The sequence below is a fragment of the Streptomyces sp. NPDC002476 genome, from assembly GCF_042889785.1.
Classification (GTDB): Bacteria; Actinomycetota; Actinomycetes; order Streptomycetales; family Streptomycetaceae; genus Streptomyces.
The window spans coordinates 138,354-157,283 of the sequence record NZ_JBIARH010000006.1; the positions used below are offsets into that span (position 1 = coordinate 138,354).

The following is an 18,930-nucleotide window of genomic DNA, read 5'->3' on the forward strand; positions in this document are numbered from 1 at the left end:
CGAGCGGCGTCGTGCGGCTTCGGATCCAGGGCGGAGGAGGGAGGCGGATGGGGCCTCCCCTGCTCGAACGCAGCTGAGCGCTCGCGGAAGGAGCGCCGGTGGCCGACCGACGACAACGCGGGAGGCGGAGTCGCAGGGCGTCGGGAGCCCGCTCCTATTGCCCCCCAGGTCGTAAGGGAAGGGGGGTATGTCCGGGGGACATGACGTGTGCGGCCTCCGGGCACTGCGGCCGTCCGAGCCCGGCGCACGCGGGAGCCGGAGCGAGAAGCCCGGCAGGGGACACCTGAAAAGCCCGGCCGCGGGGACCGGAAACCGGTCGCGGAGGAAATGGGTAGCGGAGACCGGGAAAGAAAGAAGGGACGCCGGGGCGCCCCTTGTGAAATCTTGCCGCGTTGTTGCGTATGCGATCTCGCTGGTGCAGCGGCACATGGTGGACCACGGACTTGTCACGCAGGTGACAGATCAAGAGCGATGATCTTCAATGATCCGGCGACGATCCGGGTGATGATCTCGAACGGTTGACGCGAGTGTTCCGACCGGGCCCCGAGGGCCATCGGTCAGGTCAGCGCCGGCTCCGCCCGAGGTACGTCGATGTCCATGCTGTCGAGCAGCGACTCTTGGTGCTGGGCGGCGGCGTTGAGCGCGTCGTTCTCGTGCTGAATCCGTACGAGCTCGGATTCGAGCTCCTGTACGCGCTGCTGGAGCCGTCGCATCTCGGCGAGGAGTCGCGGGTCGGAACCGCCGACGTAACCGAGAAGCGCCTTTGCCATGATGGATGGTCCTCCACACTGAGTGACCGACCGATGCGGTGTGGGTCGTGAGGGATTCGCACCCGCGGTGCTCGGCAGTGCTTCCATTCACTGCTGTTCTGCTGCCAAACAGCTCTGCCGAACAGCTCAGGTGCGCGGGGATTTCAGCGTCTCACCAAAAAGTTTGACGGTCAACACGATCACACCCTGCGGAGCCGGTCGGCCCCGGGGTGCGCGGCTTGGGCGATCATGCGGCGCGACTCTCCTGCGGGGGCCCTCGGGGGCGTGGAGATCATCCTTACTGCTGCAGCCTGGCACGCCAACCGAATCTTGGCAACCATCCGGTCATTCCGCAGGTCATTTCATGTGCACGGAGATGAGCGCACCCTCCGTCACCGCACGCCAATTATCGAACACGGGGCGAACACCCACCCCCGAAAGAATCACCCACTGGGGCCGGGTCAGCGGATCTCGAAGCCTTCGTAGCCGCCGCGCGGCGTGTCCCATATCTCAGTCACTCCGTCCACGCGCCCGGGTGTGTCGTCGGAGCGCAGCCACTCCAGCAGACGGTGGCAATTCTCACGCCGACCCTCGGCCACGACCTGCACCCTGCCGTCGTCGAGGTTGAGGGCGAACCCGGCGAGCCCGCCGATCTCCAGGGCGTTCTCCCTGGTGAACCAGCGGAAACCGACCCTCTGCACCCGACCGCGCACCCATGCGGTGAGCCGTACGTCTTCGTCCATGCACGAACGCTAACCGGTCGATCGCCCACCGCCGACCGGCCGATCGTCCTCGGAGCGCCTGCGGCCGAACGGCCATGGCGTACAGTCCCCCACGCACCTGACCTCACTCCGACGGGTGAAGCGCGTTGACGCCGAGGGTGGCGTCCATACCCCAGAAGGGCTCGGCAGATGGGACGCCATCGACGCTCCGCCGCAACTCCTGTCGTCCAGGACCGCACGACGGGCGACCCGGACCGGCACCGGAGCGCGCACCGCGGAAAGCGGCGCGGCGCTCCCGTCCGTACGGGGCTGATGGGCGTCTCCGCCGCCCTCGCGGTGGGAGCGGTCGCGGTGGCCTCGGGTCTGCTGCCCGGCGGCGACACCGACACGCTCGGCGGCGCGCCCTCGGACCGGGTGCGTACCGAGGGGGCCCCGGACCCGCTGGGCCGGGGCGGATCCCCCGCCGACCGCTCCGATCCGGCCGTCGGCCGCGGCGCCGGGCGTACGGAAGCCCCCGAGGCGCATTCCCCCACCGCCTCACCGTCCTCCGCCTCCCCGTCGGCCCCGTCCCGCGCCCCAAAGGCGTCCACACCGGCCGGCCGAACCGAGCCGTCCCGTTCCCCGGGCCCGGCGGACTCCGGCCGGGGCACCGCCCCGAGCGAGGCCGGAAGGTCGTCGGCCGCGACGCGGACCCCCGCCTCGTCCGCTCCGTCCGCGCGGAGGTCGAAGGCTGCCGCTCCCGCCGCCGAATCGGCCCGGGCCGGGGTCCTCTCCCTGGTCAACGAGGAACGGGCGAAGGCCGGTTGCAGCCCGGTCACCGCCAGCGCCTCGCTCGCCTCGCTCGCCCAGGACTTCAGCGAGGACATGGCCGCCCGCGCTTTCTTCGACCACACCGACCCCGACGGCCTGTCCCCCTGGGACCGCGCCTCGGACGCCGGGGTGCGCGGGCTGGCGGCCGAGAACATAGCCCGCGGCCAGGCCGACGCCCGCGCCGTGATGGATGCCTGGATGCACAGCGAGGGTCATCGCAGGAACATCCTCAACTGCGACTACAGGACCCTCGGCGTCGGCGTGCACCGTGGCCCCGGCGGCCCCTGGTGGACCCAGGAATTCGGCCTCTGAGCACGCCGGAAGACGGTCCCCCGCACCCGGAGCGCCTGCCGGGCGGGGTCAGGCAGCGGCACGCGGCGGCCGCTGGCAGCGCGGGCAGAAGTAGCTGGAGCGGTTCATCCACGCCCGGCGCCATATCGGCGCACCACAGCGTCGGCAGGGCTCGTCCTCCCGGCCGTACGCGTCCAGCGAGCGGTCGAAGTAGCCGGACTCGCCGTTCACGTCGACGTAGAGGCTGTCGAAGCTGGTGCCGCCCTGGTCGAGCGCCGCGTTCATCACCTCGCGCACATGGCCGAGCAGCTCGGCCGACTTCGGACGGGTCAGGGTGGCGGTCGGCCGGTCGTAGTGGAGCCGGGCGCGCCAGAGCGCCTCGTCGGCGTAGATGTTGCCGACCCCGCTGATCAACGACTGGTCGAGCAGGGCTCGCTTGATCGTCGTACGGCGCAGGCGCAGGGCCGAGTGGAACGCCGCGTCGTCGAAGAAGGGGTCCAGCGGGTCGCGCGCGATGTGCGCGATGGTGTCGGGCAGCCCGTCGGCGGTGTTCCCGTGGACCGAGAGGCCGCCGAAGGTGCGCTGGTCGACGAAGCGCAGCTCGGTGCCGAGGTCGTCGTCGAAGCGGATCCGTACCCGCAGGTGCTTCTCGTCGGGGGCGTCCTGCGGCTGCACGAGGAGCTGGCCGCTCATGCCGAGGTGGCCCAGCAGCGAGCTGGAGGCTTCGTTCAGCGGGACCCAGAGGTACTTGCCGCGGCGCATGGCCGTTCCGAAGCGGGCACCGCCGAGCTGGGCCGCGAAGTCCACCCCGCCCGCGAGGTGGCGCCGGACCGCACGCGGATGCAGCACCTCGACGTCCGTGACCGTGCGGCCGGAGACCCAGCGCTCCAGTCCCCGTCGTACGACTTCGACCTCGGGCAGCTCGGGCACGGTGTGGCTCCTCAGGGACTTTTCCAGGGTATCCGGACAGGGAAAACCCCCCGGTGCGCGGGGCACCGAGGGGTTCTGGGGTCAGGCCGGAGCGATGCCTGCGGACGAGGCGTCGGCAGGGGTGTCGGCGGCCCCTCCGTCGGCGGCGGATCCGGCTGCCGCCTCCCGTGCCTCCACGGCGGCGCTGATCTCGCGCCAGGCGGACTCCGCCGCCTGCTGCTCCGCTTCCTTCTTGCTACGGCCGGTGCCGGTGCCGTACGAGACACCACCGACGCGGGCGGCAGCGGTGAAGGTCTTCTCGTGGTCCGGTCCGGTCTCCGTGACGAGGTACTCGGGAACGCCGAGGTTCTCGCTCGCGGTGAGTTCCTGGAGGCTGGTCTTCCAGTCCAGGCCGGCGCCGAGGTTCGAGGACCTGTCGATCAACGGGTCGAAGAGCCGGTGGACCAGCTCCGAGGCCGCGTCGAGGCCCTGGTCGAGATAGACCGCGCCGATCACCGCTTCGAGGGTGTCGGCGAGGATGGACGCCTTGTCCCTGCCGCCCGTGCCCTCTTCACCGCGGCCGAGCCGGATGAAGGAGCCGAGTTCGAGGCCGCGGCCCACTTCCGCAAGTGCACGCGAGTTGACCACCGCGGCCCGCAACTTGGCCAGCTGCCCCTCGGGCAGATCGGGGTGGGTGCGGTACAGCGTGTCCGTGACCACGAGACCGAGCACCGAGTCCCCGAGGAACTCGAGCCGTTCGTTGGTGGGCAGGCCGCCGTTCTCGTACGCGTACGAACGATGGGTCAGCGCACGCACCAGAAGGGCGGACTCAAGGTGATACCCGAGCCGCCCTTCCAGAAGCGTGTGGGACGAGGCCGTGTTGACGTTGTCTGTCTGCTTCTTGCCGTTCGACAACTCAGACATCGAGCCTCTCACCAGCCGCTCAGACCTCGAGGACCTGGCGCTTGTTGTACGTGCCGCAGCTGGGGCACGCGATGTGCTGCAGCTTCGGCTCCTGGCAACGCTCGCACGAAACCAGGGTGGGGACCGCAGCCTTCCACTGCGACCGGCGGTGGCGCGTGTTGCTGCGCGACATCTTCCGCTTCGGAACAGCCACGGCTACTTCTCCTGCTTCTCGTCGACGCCCGCTTCGGCGCCGCCCATGTTGTCCTTCTCGCCGTCCTGAATGGTGTCGGCGAGTCCTTGCAGTGCCGCCCAGCGAATGTCGACGGCATCGTGGTGGTGACCGGGGTTCTCGTCCAGCCTGACTCCGCATTCGGAGCACAGACCAGCACAGGACTCCCGGCACACCGGCTGCATCGGCAGTGCGAGCACCACCGCGTCACGCAGCACTGGTTCGAGGTCGAACAGGCCGTCCTCGAGGAAGAGCCTGTCCTCGTCGTCCTCGGCGTCGTCGCCCGGTTCCGGCTTGATCGCACGGCCCCGGTCGTCGGCGTCAGGGTACGAGAACAGCTCCTGGAAGTCCGCCGCGACCTCCTGGCGCAGCGGCTCCAGACACCTTACGCACTCCCCCTCGGCCGACGCACGGGCGGTGCCTGTGACAAGCACCCCTTCCATGACCGATTCGAGGCGGAGCTCAAGCTCCACGGGCGAGCCTTCCGGCACGCCGATGACTCCGTCGACACCGAGAGCCGGTGAACCGGGTGCGTCCACCGTGCGAGTCAGCCGCTGGAGCGCACCTGGCCGCCGGCCCAGCTCGTGCGTGTCGAACACGAGAGGGCTGCGATGGTCGAGGTGGCCGTTCAGGGCTTTTCCTGCTTTCGAGATCATGAGCGTCACGCATCGTGGGAGGGCCGACCGGTTCCGGATCCGAAACGGGCAGCCGGGATCGCGGACATAGCGCGACCGAGGAGCCAGGATACTGGACACACCGCCCAGCTCCCAATCCGGTCCGCCCCGCCGCGGTCCTCTCCCGCTGCGCGGGGCGCACCGGGCGGCGCCCCTCACCGGCCGGTCAGCGGTCCTGCTCGTACTGCCGGAGCCGGTCCAGATCGATCATGCTGGTGTCGAACAGGCTGGTCTCGTCGAGGGCGCTCCCGCCCTGCGCCTGCTGGGGCTGTCCGGGCTGCTGCGCGGGCTGGTGCTGCTGCCAGCCGTCGTAGCCCTGGCCGGGCAGCTGGGCCCCGTTCTGGTCGTAGCCCTGCTGCTGGTGCTGCTGGTAGGCGGCGTACGGGTCCGGCTGCTGCTGGTACCCGTAGGGGTCCTGTTGCGGCTGTTCCTGATACTCGTACGTCTCCGCGTAGGCATGCTGGGTCCGGGCCGGGAAGTGCGACGGGGTCTGCTGCACGCCGGACTGCGGCTCCGGGGTGGCCAGCTCGGCGAGGCCGGCCCAGTGGTCCTCGTCGCTGACGTGCACCGGGTTGCCCGCCGCGTCCTGGGCCGCCATGTGCGCACCGAGCTCGTCGGTGGCGACCCGGCCGTGCAGTTTCTGCCTGCCCCGGCCGACCGCCTCCAGAGTCTTGGCGAGCACCGCCTCGAAGGCTCCGAACTTGGTGTCCACGTACTCGTCCGCGCGGCGCCGGAGGGTGTCCGGGTCGGTGCTGCGCTCGGGGGCCTCGGCGAAGTCCGGGTCCTCGTACCCCTGCTCGTCGTACGCCTGGCCGCGGCCGAGGAGCTTCTCGCGCCCCCGGTCGACGGACCCGATGGTCTTGGTGAGGACGACCTCGAAGTTGGCGAGCTTGCTGTCGACGTATTCGTCGGCCTCGGCGCGGACCTCGACGGCCTCCCGACGGGCCTCGTCGAGGATGCGGTCGGCCTCGGCCTGCGACTGCCGGGCGATCTCCGTCCCGGAGATCAGCGAACTGCGCTCGGCGTGCGCGGCCTCGATGATCCGTCCGGCCTCCTGGCGGGCCTGCTCGACCATCTGTTCCTGGCCGCCGATGAGCTCCCGCGCCTGGGCGAGCGAGCCGGGCAGGGCCTCGCGCACCTCTTCGAGCATCGCGAGCAGTTCGGCGCGGTTGACCACGCACGAAGCCGACATGGGCATGGACCGGGCACTGCCCACCACCTCGACGATCTCGTCGAGTCTCTTCTGCACGTCCACCGTGTGCTCGCCACTCTCTACAGCCGATTGGAGACGGACGGGACGACTGTACGGCCAGTCGGCGCCCACCCGACACCTGATGACGGGCCGTCGGTCGATCAGCGGGACCGCAACCGTTCGGCCAGCGCCTCCTGGACCACCGGGGGAAGCAGGTGGGAGACGTCGCCGCCCCCGGCGGCCACCTCCTTGACCAGGGAGGACGACAGGAAACTGTAGGCGGGATTGGTCGGCACGAAGAGCGTCTCGACGCCGGAAAGACCGATGTTCATCTGGGCCATCTGCAGCTCGTAGTCGAAGTCGCTGACCGCGCGCAGTCCCTTCACGATCGCCGGGATGTCGCGCTGCTTGCAGAAGTCCACCAGGAGGCCGTGGAAGGACTCGACCTGGACGTTGTCGAACTCCGCGGTGGCCTGGCGGATCAGGTCGATGCGCTCGTCGACCGTGAACAGCCCCTGCTTGGATTTGTTGATCATCACCGCGACGTGTACGACGTCGTACAGCTTCGAGGCGCGGCCAATGATGTCGAGATGTCCGTTGGTGATGGGGTCGAACGACCCCGGACAGACGGCGCGGCGCAACGTGGTTCCCTCGCTCTCCGGTGCGGTCATCGTGCGTCTTCGCACGTAGAGGCGGCGTGACCGTACCAAAGCGTGCCCTCGCCGTAGCGACGGGACCGCAGTGGCTCGAATCCCGCGGGCCAGCCGAATTCTCCGCCTCGGGTGCTGCGTTCCACGGTGACGAGTGCGTCCGGCGTGAGCCACCCCTGAGTACGGAGTGTGAGCAGGATCTCGCAGAGGTCGCCGTCGGTCACGGCGTAGGGCGGGTCGAGGAACACGATGTCGTACGGCACCGCGGGCGGGGGGCCCGAGACGATCTGCTCGGCCCTGCCGGTGCGGACCTCGGCACCGGGCAGCCCGAGGGCGCGGACGTTGTCCCGGACGACGCGGACGGCCCTGGGGTCGGCCTCGACGAGCAGGGCGTGGGCCGCGCCCCGGGAGAGCGCCTCCAGGCCGACGGCGCCCGACCCCGCGTACAGGTCCGCGACCCTGATGCCGTCGAGACCGCCCAGGAGGGATTCCCAGGTGGAGAAGAGGCCCTCGCGCGCACGGTCGGAGGTGGGGCGGGTGCCGGTGCCGGGCGGGACGGCCAGGAGGCGTCCGCCGGCCGCGCCGGCGATCACGCGGGTCATGGGTGTCTGGTCCTCGGTTCGTGGGTGGTCCGCGGGGTGCCGCGGTGCCGTGCCACCCACGATATGGCGTCGCGACGGATCGGGCCGCGCGCCCGTGCTCGCCCGCCTCCTCGTCCCTCGGCCCCGCTCTCCCGCCCCCCGGTCGGGCTCGTCCCCCTCAGCCCTTGTCCAGGTACTGCTCGCGCTCCTTGTCCAGCAGGGCGTCCAGCGCGGTCCGCAGCTCGGGCAGGTGCTCCAGCTCGGGGTCGGCGGCGACGACGGTCGTGGCCTCCTCCCGGGCGGCGGCGATGACCTCCTCGTCATCGATGACGGTGAGCACCCGCAGGGAGGAGCGCACGCCGGACTGGGCCTGGCCGAGGACATCGCCCTCGCGCCGCTGCTCCAGGTCGATCCGGGACAGTTCGAAGCCGTCGAGGGTGGACGCGACCGCGGAGAGCCGGGCGCGGGCGGGACTGGCCTCATGGGCCTCGGTGACCAGCAGACAGAGTCCGGCGGCCGACCCGCGGCCGACCCGGCCGCGCAGCTGGTGCAGCTGGGAGACGCCGAACCGGTCCGCGTCCATGATCACCATGACGGTGGCGTTGGGGACGTTGACCCCGACCTCGATGACGGTGGTGGCGACGAGGACGTCGGCCTGCCCCGCGGCGAACCGGCGCATCACCTCGTCCTTGTCGTCGGGGTTCATCCTGCCGTGCAGGACCTCGACGCGCAGACCGACCAGAGGGCCCTTGGCGAGTTGTTCGGCGATGTCCAGGACGGCGAGCGGCGGGCGCTTCTCGCCGTCGTCCCCTCCGCCTGGGCCGTTCGCGGCCCCGTCCGGGCCGTCGGCCGCCTTCTTCCGGGGCTTCGCCTTCCCGGCCGGCGCCTCGTCGTCGGCGTCGTCCCCGATGCGGGGGCAGACCACGTACGCCTGGTGGCCGTTCTCCACCTCCTCGCGGACCCGCTCCCAGGCGCGAGTGAGGAAGTGCGGCTTGTCCTTGGCGGGCACGACATGGCTGGCGATCGGCGAACGGCCGGCCGGCAACTGGTCGAGCACGGAGGTCTCCAGGTCGCCGAAGACGGTCATGGCGACCGTACGGGGGATGGGGGTGGCCGTCATGACCAGCAGGTGCGGCGGCTGCTTGCCCTTGGAGCGCAGGGCGTCGCGCTGTTCCACCCCGAAGCGGTGCTGTTCGTCGACGACCACCAGACCCAGGTCGTGGAACTTCACCTTGTCCTCGATCAGGGCATGGGTGCCGATCACGATCCCGGCCTCGCCGGTGACGAGGTCCAGCAGGGCCTGGCGGCGGGCGGCCGCGCCCATGGAACCGGTGAGCAGCACCACCTTCGTGCCCTGCTCGCAGCCGCCCGACGCCCGCCCGTCGCCCGACCGGCGCCCCTCCTGAAGAGGCGCTTCGCGCCATAGTCCCCAGTTCCCGGCCAGTTCCCCCATCATCTCGGTGATGGAGCGGTGGTGCTGCTGGGCGAGCACCTCGGTGGGGGCCAGCATGGCGGCCTGCCCGCCCGCGTCGACGACGCCCAGCATCGCGCGCAGCGCGACCATGGTCTTGCCCGAACCCACCTCTCCCTGGAGCAGCCGGTGCATCGGGTGCTCGGTCGCCAGGTCGTCGAAGATCTCGGCGGATACCTTCCGCTGGCCCTCGGTGAGGGTGAAGGGCAGCTTGGCGTCGAAGGCGTCGAGCAGCCCACCGGACCGGGGCCTGCGGGCCACGGCCGGGAGCTGGGTGTCCGTGTAGCGGCGACGGGCCAGCGCGACCTGGAGGACGAACGCCTCGTCCCACTTCAGGCGGTCCCGGGCGAGGGCGATGTCCGCCTTGGTCTGCGGACGGTGGATCTTCAGCAGCGCCTCCGGGAGCGAGGCGAATCCACGGCCCTCGCGCAGCGCGGGCGGCAGCGGGTCGACGGCCTCCTGGGCGCTGGGCAGCACGGTGTCGACGGCCTTCGCGATCCGCCACGAGTCCAGTTGCTTGCAGGCGGGGTAGATCGGCAGCAGCCGCCCGGCGAAGGCGTCCACCGCCTCCGCGGCCTCGTCGGTGTCCTGGACGTCCAGCAACTGGTACGTGGGATGGGCCAGCTGGAGCTTCCGGTTGAAGACGGACACCTTGCCCGCGAACATGGCCCGCCGCCCCGGCAGCAGCTCCTTGTGCGGCTTGTGGACCCCGTGGCCGAAGAAGACCAGCTGGAGACGGCCGTGCCCGTCGGTGAGGGTCACTTCGAGCCGCTTGCCGCGGCCGTTGTTGAACGTCAGCACGCGGGCGTCGGCGACCTGGGCGACCACCGTCACGTGCTCGTCCAGCGGGAGGTCGGTCAGCGCCGTGAGCCGGCCGCGCTCCTCGTACCGCCGCGGGTAGTGGTGGAGCAGATCACCGACCGTGTGCAGGTCGAGGTGGTCGGCCATCACCTTCGCGGTGGCTCCGCCGAGCAGCTTCCTGAGGGGTTCATCGAACGCAGACACGCGATCCATTGCACACCACACCACTGACAGATGCCGGACGCGCACCACTCGGAACGTCCGATTCCGCTGCTCGGGGCAGTGGCCGTGCCTCCGTCGGCGGCCGGGCGTCCGGGAACACCCCGCCCGTGGTCCGTCGTCCCGTGCACGGACGCTCACCGAGCGGCACCGTCCGGCGGGTCGGCGGTGGGCGGCTACTCCACCCCGATCAGCAACGGGGCGCTCTGCCGGCCGCCCCGGTACACCACCGTGTCGACCGCCAGATGCCCCTCGCGCACGTGTTCCTCCAGCGCGTCGGCCAGGCTGTCCGGGACGTCCTCGCCCAGGACGAGGGTGACCAGTTCGCCGCCCGCCGCCAGCATGCGGTCGAGCACGCCGCGGGCGGTCTCCTGCACGTCCTGGCCGATGACCGCGACGTCGCCGTCGATCAGGCCCAGCACGTCGCCGGTCTGGCAGATGCCCGCCATGGTCCACGACTGCCTTTCGGCGACGGCGAGTTCGGCGTAGCGGGTGGCACCGGCGGCCGCGGTCATGGCCACCACGTCCTCGTCGAAGCTGCGGCCGGGTTCGTGTACGGCGAGGGCGGCGACGCCCTGGACGGCGGCCCGGGTCGGGATCAGGGCGACCCTGACCCCCTCGGCGCGGGCCTGCTCGGCGGCGGCAGCGGCGGTGTGCCGCAACTCGGCGTCGTTGGGCAGCAGGACGACCTCGCGGGCGTGCGCCCGGCGGATCGCGTCGACGATCTCGCCGCTGGCGGGCGGCTCCCCCGGGCGTGCCAGAACCGTCGTCGCCCCGGCCTCCTCGCACAGGCCGCGCAGCCCGTCGCCGGGGACCACCACGACGACGGCACGTTGCACAGGTTCGGCGTGGGGAATCACCCGGTCCGCGCCGAAGTGGGTGATCCGGATGCGGTACGGGCGCCCGGCCTCGACGCCCGCCTCCACCGCCGCGCCCGCGTCGTCGACGTGCACATGGACGTTCCACAGTCCGTCGCCGCCGACCACCACCAGCGAGTCGCCGAGCCCGTCGAGCCGCGCCCGCAGCCGGTCCACGGCGTCGTCGTCCGCCTCAAGCAGGTAGATGACCTCGAATGCCGGTCCGCCCGCCGCGCAGTCCCCCGGCACCGGCGCGACGGGCAGCGGGGCCACCGGCCCGGCTGCGTACGCGGGTTCGGGCGCCCGCCCGGAGACCGCCTCGACGAGTGCCCCGAGCACCGTCACCAGGCCGCGGCCCCCGGCGTCCACGACCCCGGCCCGGCCCAGCACCGCGAGTTGCCCGGGGGTCGCCTCCAGGGCCGCTCGCGCCCCCTCGTACGCTGCCCGAGCCACCGCCGCGGTCCCGGCGGCGCCCGCCGTGCGCGCGGCGGCCTCGGCGGCCCGGTCGGCCACGGTGAGCACGGTGCCCTCGACGGGGTGGGCGACGGCCCGCCGGGCGGCGACGGCGGCGGCGGACAGCGCCTGGCGCAGGTGATGCGCGTCGTGTCCGTCGGCCAGCACCCCGGCCATTCCGCGCAGCAGCTGGGCCAGGATCGTGCCGGAGTTCCCCCGGGCGCCGATCAGTGCCCCGTGCGCCATGGCCCGTACCGCGTCGGCGGTCGCGGGCACGGTCGCACCGGTCTCGTGGGCGTCGAAGACGGCCTCGACGGCCCGGACCGCGGACTCCGCGGTCAGGTAGAGGTTGGTGCCGGTGTCCCCGTCGGCGACCGGGTAGACGTTGATCGCGTCGATCGCCGCGCGCTCCCGGCCCAGCGCCTCCAGGGCCAGCGAGCACCAGGTGCGCACCGCGACGGCGTCCATGTCGTCGGCGGGCTGTGGCACCTGTGGTCCTCCTCGGAATCGGCCGGTGGGGGTCGGCTGCACCGCAGAGTAGTCCCCGCGCGGCGATCCCAGGCCGGGACGGGCGGGACCGGGGCGGCGGAAGCCATGGTAGTTTCGTTCTGCCGAAGCGGTCGTTGTATGCTGCTTCGGTTGCCCGATGCGAATCGGGCCATTCCTCCGGTACCGCCACTTCAGTCACATGATTCCGGCGCGCCGGATTTCACTGTAAGTGCATCTGAAGTCTTTGGAGTGACCCGTGGCTGCCAACTGCGACGTCTGCGGCAAGGGGCCGGGCTTCGGCAACAACATTTCGCACTCGCACCGCCGTACGTCCCGTCGCTGGAACCCCAACATCCAGCGCGTGCGTGCCGTGGTCGGTCGGACGCCGAAGCGGCTCAACGTCTGCACCTCGTGCATCAAGGCCGGCAAGGTCGCGCGCTGACGTCCCCGTCGTAGCGCAGCCTTCCGGTTGCCCGAAAAGCCGGTCCATCTCGGTGGACCGGCTTTTTGTTGTGCGCTCGCGCCACGGCCGGGCGCGGGGCCGTTCACGGCGCGCGGGACCGCTCACGCGCCGCGCGCCCTCCAGCCGTGGTCGACGGGCCCGATCCCGGCGCCCAGCGGGAAGCCCGCCGCGATCGCCCCGGTGACGTAGTCCTTCGCGTTCCGCGCCGCCGTGGGCACGTCGTGTCCCAGGGCCAGCCCGCAGGCGATCGCCGAGGCGAAGGTGCAGCCGGTGCCGTGGGTATGGCGGTTGTCGTGCCTGGGTGCGCGCAGCCAGTGTTCCCGGTCGCCGTCGGTGAGGAGGTCGACGGGGGCGCCCGGCAGATGGCCGCCCTTGATGACGACCCACCGCGGCCCGAAGCCCAGGACCGCGTCGGCGGCCCGCCGCATCCCGGTCTCGTCCGTGACGGTCAGCCCGGTGAGCTGCGCCACCTCGTCCAGGTTCGGGGTGGCGACCGTGGCGACCGGCAGCAGCCGCGTGCGTACGGAGTCGAGCGCTTCGGCGGCCAGCAGCGGATCTCCGTGCTTGGAGACGCCGACCGGGTCGACGACGGCGGGGGCGTCCGTGCCGGCGAGGAGTCCGGCCACCACCTCCACGAGCGCGGCCGACGACAGCATGCCCGTCTTCACCGCCCGCACCCCGATGTCGTCCACCACGGCGCGGTACTGGGCGCGCACCGCCTCGGCCGGCAGTTCCCAGGCGCCCCGCACCCCCAGGGAGTTCTGCGCGGTGACGGCGGTCAGCACGCTCATTCCGTGCACGCCGAACGCCATCATCGTCTTCAGGTCGGCCTGGATGCCCGCGCCGCCGCCGGAGTCGGATCCGGCGACGGTGAGCACGCGGGCGGGTGCGGTGACGGGCTCGGCGGCGGACACGACGGCAGGCGTGGCGGCAGGCATGGGCATGTGCCGAATCTACTGGGCGCTCGTCGCGCCCCTGCCGCGGGGCGATGCCCGACGGCGGGCGGCGCCTTCGGCGCTCCGGATCAACGGGCGTCCTCTATGCCCCCGAAATGGTCCCAGCCGCTCTTGCTGGTCCAGGGCGCCCCGTCGACCGTCACCTGGGGCAGCGCCGAGGAGTTGAGGACCTCCCCGATCACCTTCCAGCGGGCGGGCAGCTTCACGTCCGGCGGAAACGTGGCGACGATCGCGTGGTCCTCTCCCCCGGTCAGCACCCACTGGAGCGGGTCCACGCCGACTGCCTGACCGATGTCGGACATCTGCGTGGGGATGTCGATGAGGCCGGAGCGGATGTCGATCCTGACCCCGCTGGCCTCCGCGATGTGCCCGAGGTCGGCGACCAGTCCGTCGCTCACGTCGGTCATCGCGGTGGCGCCGAGCCCGGCGGCGGCGGGGCCCGCGTGGTACGGCGGTTCGGGGCGCCGGTGGGCCTCGACGAAGGCGCGGGGCGAGCGGAAGCCGCGCGAGAGGACGGCGTAACCGGCGGCGGACCAGCCGAGCCAGCCGGTCACGGCGACGACGTCGCCGGGCCGGGCCCCGGCCCGGGTGACCGGTTCGTGATTGCGCAGATCGCCGAGCGCGGTGATCGAGACGGTGATCATGTCGCCGCGCACCACGTCCCCGCCGACCACGGCCGCTCCGGCGACCTGGCACTCGTCGCGGAGGCCGTCCATCAGCTCCGCGGCCCAGGTGACCGGGAGTTCGGCCGGGACCACCAGGCCGAGCAGCAGCGCCGTAGGCACGGCGCCCATGGCGGCGATGTCGGCGAGGTTCTGCGCGGCGGCCTTGCGGCCGACGTCGTAGGCCGTCGACCAGTCACGGCGGAAGTGCCGTCCCTCCAGCAGGATGTCCGTGCTGGCCACGACCCTGCGGTCGGGAGCGGAGACGACCGCGGCGTCGTCGCCGGGGCCGAGCCGTACCGCCGGAGTGGTGGTGAGCCGGGACGTCAACTCCCTGATGAGCCCGAACTCCCCCAACTCGCCCACGGTTCCCTTCACCGAGTCCCACCTCTCATCTGTCGCGCCGGACGGTCGCCCGGGCCGCCTGGACGGCCCGGGATCCGGTTCGTGGACCGGCCGCCGCCGCAGGGAGCAGTCTGCACCGGTTCCCGTCGGCGCGCGCTACCCCCTCCCGCACCGCCGCGCCAGCGGTCGCGGGCCGTCATTGCTGTCGGTACTGTCAAGGCATACGTCAACTCGAGCCGTGCCCGTGCCACGCTGTGGGCGGCAACCGGCCCCCGGGTCTCCCCGCGGCCCGCGGCGACGCGATACCGTGGCGTCCCTTTCCCCCACATGATCCTCGTGGCCGCCCTGGAGGTTCCGTGGTACAGGCGTACATCCTCATTCAGACCGAGGTGGGCAAGGCGTCGACCGTCGCCGAGACCATCTCCAGTGTTCCGGGAGTGATCCGGGCGGAGGACGTCACCGGCCCCTACGACGTGATCGTGCGCGCGCAGGCCGACACGGTCGACGAACTCGGCCGCATGGTGGTCGCGAAGATCCAGCAGGTGGAAGGCATCACCAGAACCCTGACCTGCCCGGTCGTCCATCTGTAGTCCCCGTCTACGCTGGACCGGTGACATCATCATGCCGCCGGTTCGGCCATCCCGTGCTCCTCGGTCCGTCCGTCGCCGCGCTGCTGCTGGCCGCGGTGGGCTGTTCCTCGGACGCGGCCCCGTCGGTCACGATTCCCACGCCGTCCGCGGAAGCCGCGGCGTACTGCCGCGCGCTGCACGAGGAGCTGCCGGAGACCGTCGCCGGACTCGACCGCGGTGACACCGCGACGAAGTCCGAACTGACCGCCCAGTGGGGGGACGGAGCGATCGTACTGCGCTGCGGCGTCCCCCGGCCCGCGAAGATGGACGACCCCTCGGCCAAGGCCATCGAGGCGAACGGCGTCGACTGGATGCTGGAACAGCCGGACGACGGCGGCCCGCTGTTCACGACCACCTACCGCAAGGCGTACGTCGAGGTGCGGCTCTCCGAGGCGTACGCCCATGACGCGAGCCCGCTGGCCGCGTTCGGCCCGGCCGTGCTGAAGACGGTGCCCGCCGCCCTGTGACCCCGGCGGCGGGGTGTCACGCGCTCCGTGGTGCCGTACAGGGGCGTGCGCGGGTACGTGTGCCGCAGGGCGCGGGCGCCGTCCGTGGAACACACGCCCTGCGGTACGGCGCGCACGCCCCGCGCGGACGGCACACGCACCGCACGTGGACGGCCCCGTCTCAGCGCAGGCCGGTCGGCCGGTTCAGCGCTGCCCCGATCAGCCGGTCCACCAGCTCCGGGTAGCTCACACCGCTCTCCTGCCACATCCGCGGGTACATGGAGATCGGGGTGAAGCCGGGCAGGGTGTTGATCTCGTTGATCACGAAGTCGCCGTCCTCGGTGAGGAAGAAGTCGGCGCGCACCAGGCCCTCGCAGGACACGGCCTCGAACGCCTCGATCGCCAGGCGCTGGACCTCGGCGGTCTGCTCCTCGGTGAGCGGGGCGGGCACGATCCCGGAGGCCGAATCGATGTACTTGGCCTCGAAGTCGTAGAAGTCGTGAGAGGTCACCGGCGGGATCTCGGCGGGCACGCTGGCGCGCGGCCCGTCCTCGAACTCCAGCACCCCGCACTCGATCTCGCGGCCCCGCAGCAGCGACTCGACCAGGAACTTCGGGTCGTGGCGGCGGGCCTCCTCGATCGCCTCGTCGAGCCCGGACAGATCGTCGACCTTGGTGATGCCGAAGGACGAACCGGCCCGGGAGGGCTTCACGAACAGCGGCCAGCCGTGGTCCCCGGCGAAGTCCACGATGCGCTTGCGGACGGCGGACGGGTCCGCGTCCCACTCGCGGGGGCGCACCACGAGGTACGGGCCGACCGGCAGCCCGAACGAGGTGAAGACCCGCTTCATGTACTCCTTGTCCTGACCGACCGCCGAGGCAAGCACCCCCGCGCCGACGTACGGCACACCGGAGAGCTCCAGCAGCCCCTGGAGGGTGCCGTCCTCTCCGTACGGGCCGTGCAGCACGGGGAAGACGACGTCGACCTCGCCCAGCGCCTTGGGCACCGAGCCGGGCTCGCTGTACGTCACTTCACGGCTGCCGGGGTCGACGGAGAGCACCACGCCGCCCTCGGTGGACTCGGCCAGTTCGGCCACGTCCGGCATCCTGCGGTCCGCGATGGCCATGCGTTCGGGTTCGTCGGCGGTGAGCGCCCAGCGGCCGTCGGTCGTGATGCCGATCGGCAGGACGTCGTACTTGGTCCGGTCGATGGCGCTCAGGACGGCGCCGGCCGTGACGACCGAGATGCCGTGTTCGGAGCTGCGGCCGCCGAACACGACGGCCACGCGCGGCTTACGGAGCTGCCGCTCCGGGCTCTGGGTGAGGTTCTCGCTGCTCATATCGCGTTGAGCGTACCTGCTGGTACCACGCGCGTCAGCGCGGCCGGGGCCGTCGGAGCGGTGGCGGCGGACGCCCTTCACCGCCACCGCGCGCCCCGGAACCCGCCGCCCGGCGCGCCCCGCTCCCGGCTGCCCATACCTGCGCGCCGCCCACGCCGTACACGTCGTCGGCGCCTCCCGGCCCACGGCGCCGAGCGGGACCGGCACCGTGCGGGACTCGGGCCGCCCCGGTCTCAGCGCCGCTCGGGCTTCGCGCTGCGCGCCATCAGCTCGCGCAGCGCGACCACCGGCGGCTTGCCCCCGTGGACGATGTCGACGACCGTCTCGGTGATCGGCATGTCGACGTCGTACCTGCGCCCCAGATCCAGCACCGATTCACAGGACTTGACGCCCTCGGCGGTCTGCTTGGTGACCGCGATCGTCTCCTGGAGGGTCATGCCCCGGCCGAGGTTGGTGCCGAAGGTGTGGTTGCGCGAGAGCGGCGAGGAGCAGGTCGCCACCAGGTCGCCGAGGCCCGCGAGCCCGGAGAAGGTGAGCGGGTCGGCCCCCATGGCCAGGCCGAGCCGGGTCGTCTCGGCGAGCCCCCGCGTGATCAGCGAGCCCTTGGCGTTGTCGCCGAGCCCCATGCCGTCCGCGATGCCGACGGCGAGACCGATGACGTTCTTGACCGCGCCGCCGAGTTCGCAGCCGACGACATCGGTGTTGGTGTACGGACGGAAGTAGGAGGTGTGGCAGGCGGCCTGGAGGCGGCAGGCCACGGACTCGTCCCGGCAGGCGACGACCGCCGTGGTCGGACGGCGTTCGGCGACCTCCTTGGCGAGGTTGGGACCGGTGACGACGGCGATGCGCTCGGCGGAGACCTTGGTCACGTCCTCGATCACCTCGCTCATCCGCTTCGCGGTGCCGAGTTCGACGCCCTTCATCAGCGAGACGAGGACGGTGTCGGAACCGAGGTGCGGGGTCCAGTCGGCGAGGTTGGCGCGCAGGGTCTGCGAGGGCACGACGAGCACGGCGAAGTCGGCGCCGTCCAGCGCCTCGACGGCATCCGTGGTGGCCCGGACCGACGCGGGGAGTTCGATCCCTGGCAGGTAGTACGGGTTGGTACGGGTCGTGTTGACTGCCTCGGCGACCTCAGCACGGCGGCCCCAGAGGGTGACCTGGCAGCCGGCGTCGGCGAGCACCATGCCGAAGGCCGTACCCCATGAGCCGGTTCCGAAGACGGCCGCCTTTACGGGGTGCGTCACTTGGGTCCCTTCCCTTCGGCCTTGCGGCGCTGTTCCTCACGGGCCGTGCGGTGGTCGTACGGCTGCGCGGGGGCCTTCTCGCCCCGCACGATCTCCAGCTGCTCGGTCACCGCGGCCATGATGGCCTCGGTGGCCTCGCGCAGGACCTCGGGCGTCGGCTCCTTGTCGTAGAACCGGGTGAGGTCGACGGGCGGCCCGGCCTGCACCCGGAGCGTTTTGCGGGGGAAGAGCCGCAGCTTCTTCTCCTTGGCGTACGGCGGCATCGCCAGATTGGCGCCCCACTGCGCGACCGGGACGACCGGGGCCTTCGTGAGCAACGCCACGCGGGCCGCACCGGTTTTGCCGGCCATCGGCCACATGTCGGGATCCCGGGTGAGGGTGCCCTCCGGGTAGAAGGCGACGCACTCGCCGCGTCCGATGGCGTCGACGGCGGCGCGGAAGGCGTCCAGCGCATTGGTCGTCTCGCGGTACACGGGGATCTGCCCGGTGCCGCGCAGCATCATCCCGACGAAGGGGGTCTTGAAGAGGCCCGCCTTGGCGAGAAGACGCGGCACACGTCCGGTGTTGTACTGGAAATGGGCGTAGGAGAGCGGGTCCAGATACGAATTGTGATTGATCGCGGTGATGAATCCGCCATCGGCCGGAATGTGCTCCATTCCCCGCCAGTCACGCTTGAACAGAACCACCAGCGGCGGTTTCGCGATGACCGCCGCCAGGCGGTACCAGAAGCCGATTCTGTGGCGGGACACTCGGACACCTTCCTGTAAGGACCTGAACTCTGCCTGGCTACTGACGGTCAAGTCTCGCCCCAGGCCCCTGCTCTGTCGAGAACACCGTACGCCC

Annotated in this window: 20 protein-coding genes; 4 read left to right on the forward strand and 16 right to left on the reverse strand. The window is 71.5% G+C overall.

Features of this window, described 5'->3' with window-relative positions:
- Nucleotides 1–557 precede the first annotated feature (557 nt).
- Together ACFYXM_RS09615 and ACFYXM_RS09620 are read right to left on the reverse strand one after the other, a co-directional pair.
- On the reverse strand, nucleotides 558–770 hold the full coding sequence (locus ACFYXM_RS09615; protein WP_389288428.1) for a hypothetical protein: 213 nt from the start codon (nucleotides 768–770) through the stop codon (nucleotides 558–560).
- Nucleotides 771–1,210: 440 nt separating this feature from the next.
- Entirely contained in the window at nucleotides 1,211–1,492 is a 282-nt protein-coding gene (locus ACFYXM_RS09620) for an acylphosphatase (protein ID WP_389288429.1), read from the reverse strand.
- A gap of 168 nt (nucleotides 1,493–1,660) precedes the next feature.
- Between ACFYXM_RS09620 and ACFYXM_RS09625 the strand changes: the two genes are divergently transcribed.
- Nucleotides 1,661–2,593: a CAP domain-containing protein gene (locus ACFYXM_RS09625; protein ID WP_389288430.1), complete on the forward strand. Its 933-nt coding sequence runs from the start codon at nucleotides 1,661–1,663 to the stop codon at nucleotides 2,591–2,593.
- A gap of 48 nt (nucleotides 2,594–2,641) precedes the next feature.
- Here ACFYXM_RS09625 and mutM read toward each other — a convergent pair whose 3' ends face one another.
- The 9 genes from mutM to ACFYXM_RS09670 form a co-directional block, all read right to left on the reverse strand.
- Nucleotides 2,642–3,502 carry a bifunctional DNA-formamidopyrimidine glycosylase/DNA-(apurinic or apyrimidinic site) lyase gene (gene mutM / locus ACFYXM_RS09630; RefSeq protein WP_389288431.1) on the reverse strand — a complete coding sequence of 287 codons (861 nt, stop codon included), beginning with the start codon at nucleotides 3,500–3,502 and terminating at the stop codon, nucleotides 2,642–2,644.
- 81 nt (nucleotides 3,503–3,583) lie between these two features.
- A complete protein-coding gene (gene rnc / locus ACFYXM_RS09635) occupies nucleotides 3,584–4,405 on the reverse strand; it encodes a ribonuclease III (RefSeq protein ID WP_389288432.1) in 822 nt (273 codons plus the stop codon).
- Between the two features lie 19 nt (nucleotides 4,406–4,424).
- Nucleotides 4,425–4,598: a 50S ribosomal protein L32 gene (rpmF, locus tag ACFYXM_RS09640; protein ID WP_003965982.1), complete on the reverse strand. Its 174-nt coding sequence runs from the start codon at nucleotides 4,596–4,598 to the stop codon at nucleotides 4,425–4,427.
- Nucleotides 4,599–4,600: 2 nt separating this feature from the next.
- Nucleotides 4,601–5,272, reverse strand: coding sequence for a YceD family protein (locus ACFYXM_RS09645; RefSeq protein ID WP_389288433.1), 672 nt, complete (start codon nucleotides 5,270–5,272; stop codon nucleotides 4,601–4,603).
- A 184-nt stretch (nucleotides 5,273–5,456) separates the two neighbouring features.
- Nucleotides 5,457–6,545: a cell division initiation protein gene (locus ACFYXM_RS09650; RefSeq protein ID WP_389288434.1), complete on the reverse strand. Its 1,089-nt coding sequence runs from the start codon at nucleotides 6,543–6,545 to the stop codon at nucleotides 5,457–5,459.
- Nucleotides 6,546–6,643: 98 nt separating this feature from the next.
- Nucleotides 6,644–7,123 carry a pantetheine-phosphate adenylyltransferase gene (gene coaD, locus ACFYXM_RS09655; RefSeq protein ID WP_386608159.1) on the reverse strand — a complete coding sequence of 160 codons (480 nt, stop codon included), beginning with the start codon at nucleotides 7,121–7,123 and terminating at the stop codon, nucleotides 6,644–6,646.
- Between the two features lie 26 nt (nucleotides 7,124–7,149).
- Nucleotides 7,150–7,734, reverse strand: coding sequence for a 16S rRNA (guanine(966)-N(2))-methyltransferase RsmD (gene rsmD / locus ACFYXM_RS09660; protein ID WP_389288435.1), 585 nt, complete (start codon nucleotides 7,732–7,734; stop codon nucleotides 7,150–7,152).
- Nucleotides 7,735–7,891: 157 nt separating this feature from the next.
- The gene (gene recG, locus ACFYXM_RS09665; protein WP_389288436.1) at nucleotides 7,892–10,198 is read right to left on the reverse strand and encodes an ATP-dependent DNA helicase RecG; all 2,307 of its coding nucleotides are present in this window, start codon (nucleotides 10,196–10,198) and stop codon (nucleotides 7,892–7,894) included.
- Nucleotides 10,199–10,380: 182 nt separating this feature from the next.
- Nucleotides 10,381–12,003 (reverse strand): DAK2 domain-containing protein, encoded by a 1,623-nt coding sequence (locus ACFYXM_RS09670; RefSeq protein WP_389288437.1) that lies wholly within the window; start codon nucleotides 12,001–12,003, stop codon nucleotides 10,381–10,383.
- 256 nt (nucleotides 12,004–12,259) lie between these two features.
- Between ACFYXM_RS09670 and rpmB the strand changes: the two genes are divergently transcribed.
- Nucleotides 12,260–12,445 carry a 50S ribosomal protein L28 gene (gene rpmB, locus ACFYXM_RS09675; protein WP_030928661.1) on the forward strand — a complete coding sequence of 62 codons (186 nt, stop codon included), beginning with the start codon at nucleotides 12,260–12,262 and terminating at the stop codon, nucleotides 12,443–12,445.
- 122 nt (nucleotides 12,446–12,567) lie between these two features.
- On the opposite strand, the gene thiD is transcribed toward rpmB, so the two are convergent.
- Nucleotides 12,568–13,404, reverse strand: coding sequence for a bifunctional hydroxymethylpyrimidine kinase/phosphomethylpyrimidine kinase (gene thiD, locus ACFYXM_RS09680; RefSeq protein ID WP_389288556.1), 837 nt, complete (start codon nucleotides 13,402–13,404; stop codon nucleotides 12,568–12,570).
- Between the two features lie 86 nt (nucleotides 13,405–13,490).
- The gene (locus tag ACFYXM_RS09685) at nucleotides 13,491–14,462 is read right to left on the reverse strand and encodes a thiamine-phosphate kinase (protein ID WP_389288438.1); all 972 of its coding nucleotides are present in this window, start codon (nucleotides 14,460–14,462) and stop codon (nucleotides 13,491–13,493) included.
- Between the two features lie 323 nt (nucleotides 14,463–14,785).
- Here ACFYXM_RS09685 and ACFYXM_RS09690 point away from each other — a divergent pair, with 323 nt between their 5' ends.
- Entirely contained in the window at nucleotides 14,786–15,019 is a 234-nt protein-coding gene (locus ACFYXM_RS09690) for an Lrp/AsnC family transcriptional regulator (protein ID WP_389288439.1), read from the forward strand.
- 20 nt (nucleotides 15,020–15,039) lie between these two features.
- A complete protein-coding gene (locus tag ACFYXM_RS09695; protein ID WP_389288440.1) occupies nucleotides 15,040–15,525 on the forward strand; it encodes a DUF3515 domain-containing protein in 486 nt (161 codons plus the stop codon).
- Between the two features lie 160 nt (nucleotides 15,526–15,685).
- Here ACFYXM_RS09695 and ACFYXM_RS09700 read toward each other — a convergent pair whose 3' ends face one another.
- From ACFYXM_RS09700 to ACFYXM_RS09710, 3 genes are all read right to left on the reverse strand, one after another.
- On the reverse strand, nucleotides 15,686–16,843 hold the full coding sequence (locus tag ACFYXM_RS09700) for a D-alanine--D-alanine ligase family protein (protein ID WP_389288441.1): 1,158 nt from the start codon (nucleotides 16,841–16,843) through the stop codon (nucleotides 15,686–15,688).
- A gap of 233 nt (nucleotides 16,844–17,076) precedes the next feature.
- Entirely contained in the window at nucleotides 17,077–18,087 is a 1,011-nt protein-coding gene (locus tag ACFYXM_RS09705) for an NAD(P)H-dependent glycerol-3-phosphate dehydrogenase (RefSeq protein WP_389288442.1), read from the reverse strand.
- Nucleotides 18,084–18,836, reverse strand: coding sequence for a lysophospholipid acyltransferase family protein (locus tag ACFYXM_RS09710; RefSeq protein ID WP_389288443.1), 753 nt, complete (start codon nucleotides 18,834–18,836; stop codon nucleotides 18,084–18,086). Before ACFYXM_RS09710 ends, ACFYXM_RS09705 begins: the two co-directional genes overlap by 4 nt.
- Nucleotides 18,837–18,930: the final 94 nt, after the last annotated feature.

Bases quoted from the DNA above. Each gene is read 5' to 3' on its own strand.
- ACFYXM_RS09615 (WP_389288428.1), bottom strand. From the start codon at position 770: ATGGCAAAGGCGCTTCTCGGTTACGTCGGCGGTTCCGACCCGCGACTC.
- ACFYXM_RS09620 (WP_389288429.1), bottom strand. From the start codon at position 1,492: ATGGACGAAGACGTACGGCTCACCGCATGGGTGCGCGGTCGGGTGCAG.
- ACFYXM_RS09625 (WP_389288430.1), top strand. From the start codon at position 1,661: ATGGGACGCCATCGACGCTCCGCCGCAACTCCTGTCGTCCAGGACCGC.
- rnc (WP_389288432.1), bottom strand. From the start codon at position 4,405: ATGTCTGAGTTGTCGAACGGCAAGAAGCAGACAGACAACGTCAACACG.
- ACFYXM_RS09645 (WP_389288433.1), bottom strand. From the start codon at position 5,272: ATGATCTCGAAAGCAGGAAAAGCCCTGAACGGCCACCTCGACCATCGC.
- rsmD (WP_389288435.1), bottom strand. From the start codon at position 7,734: ATGACCCGCGTGATCGCCGGCGCGGCCGGCGGACGCCTCCTGGCCGTC.
- recG (WP_389288436.1), bottom strand. From the start codon at position 10,198: ATGGATCGCGTGTCTGCGTTCGATGAACCCCTCAGGAAGCTGCTCGGC.
- thiD (WP_389288556.1), bottom strand. From the start codon at position 13,404: ATGCCTGCCGCCACGCCTGCCGTCGTGTCCGCCGCCGAGCCCGTCACC.
- ACFYXM_RS09700 (WP_389288441.1), bottom strand. From the start codon at position 16,843: ATGAGCAGCGAGAACCTCACCCAGAGCCCGGAGCGGCAGCTCCGTAAG.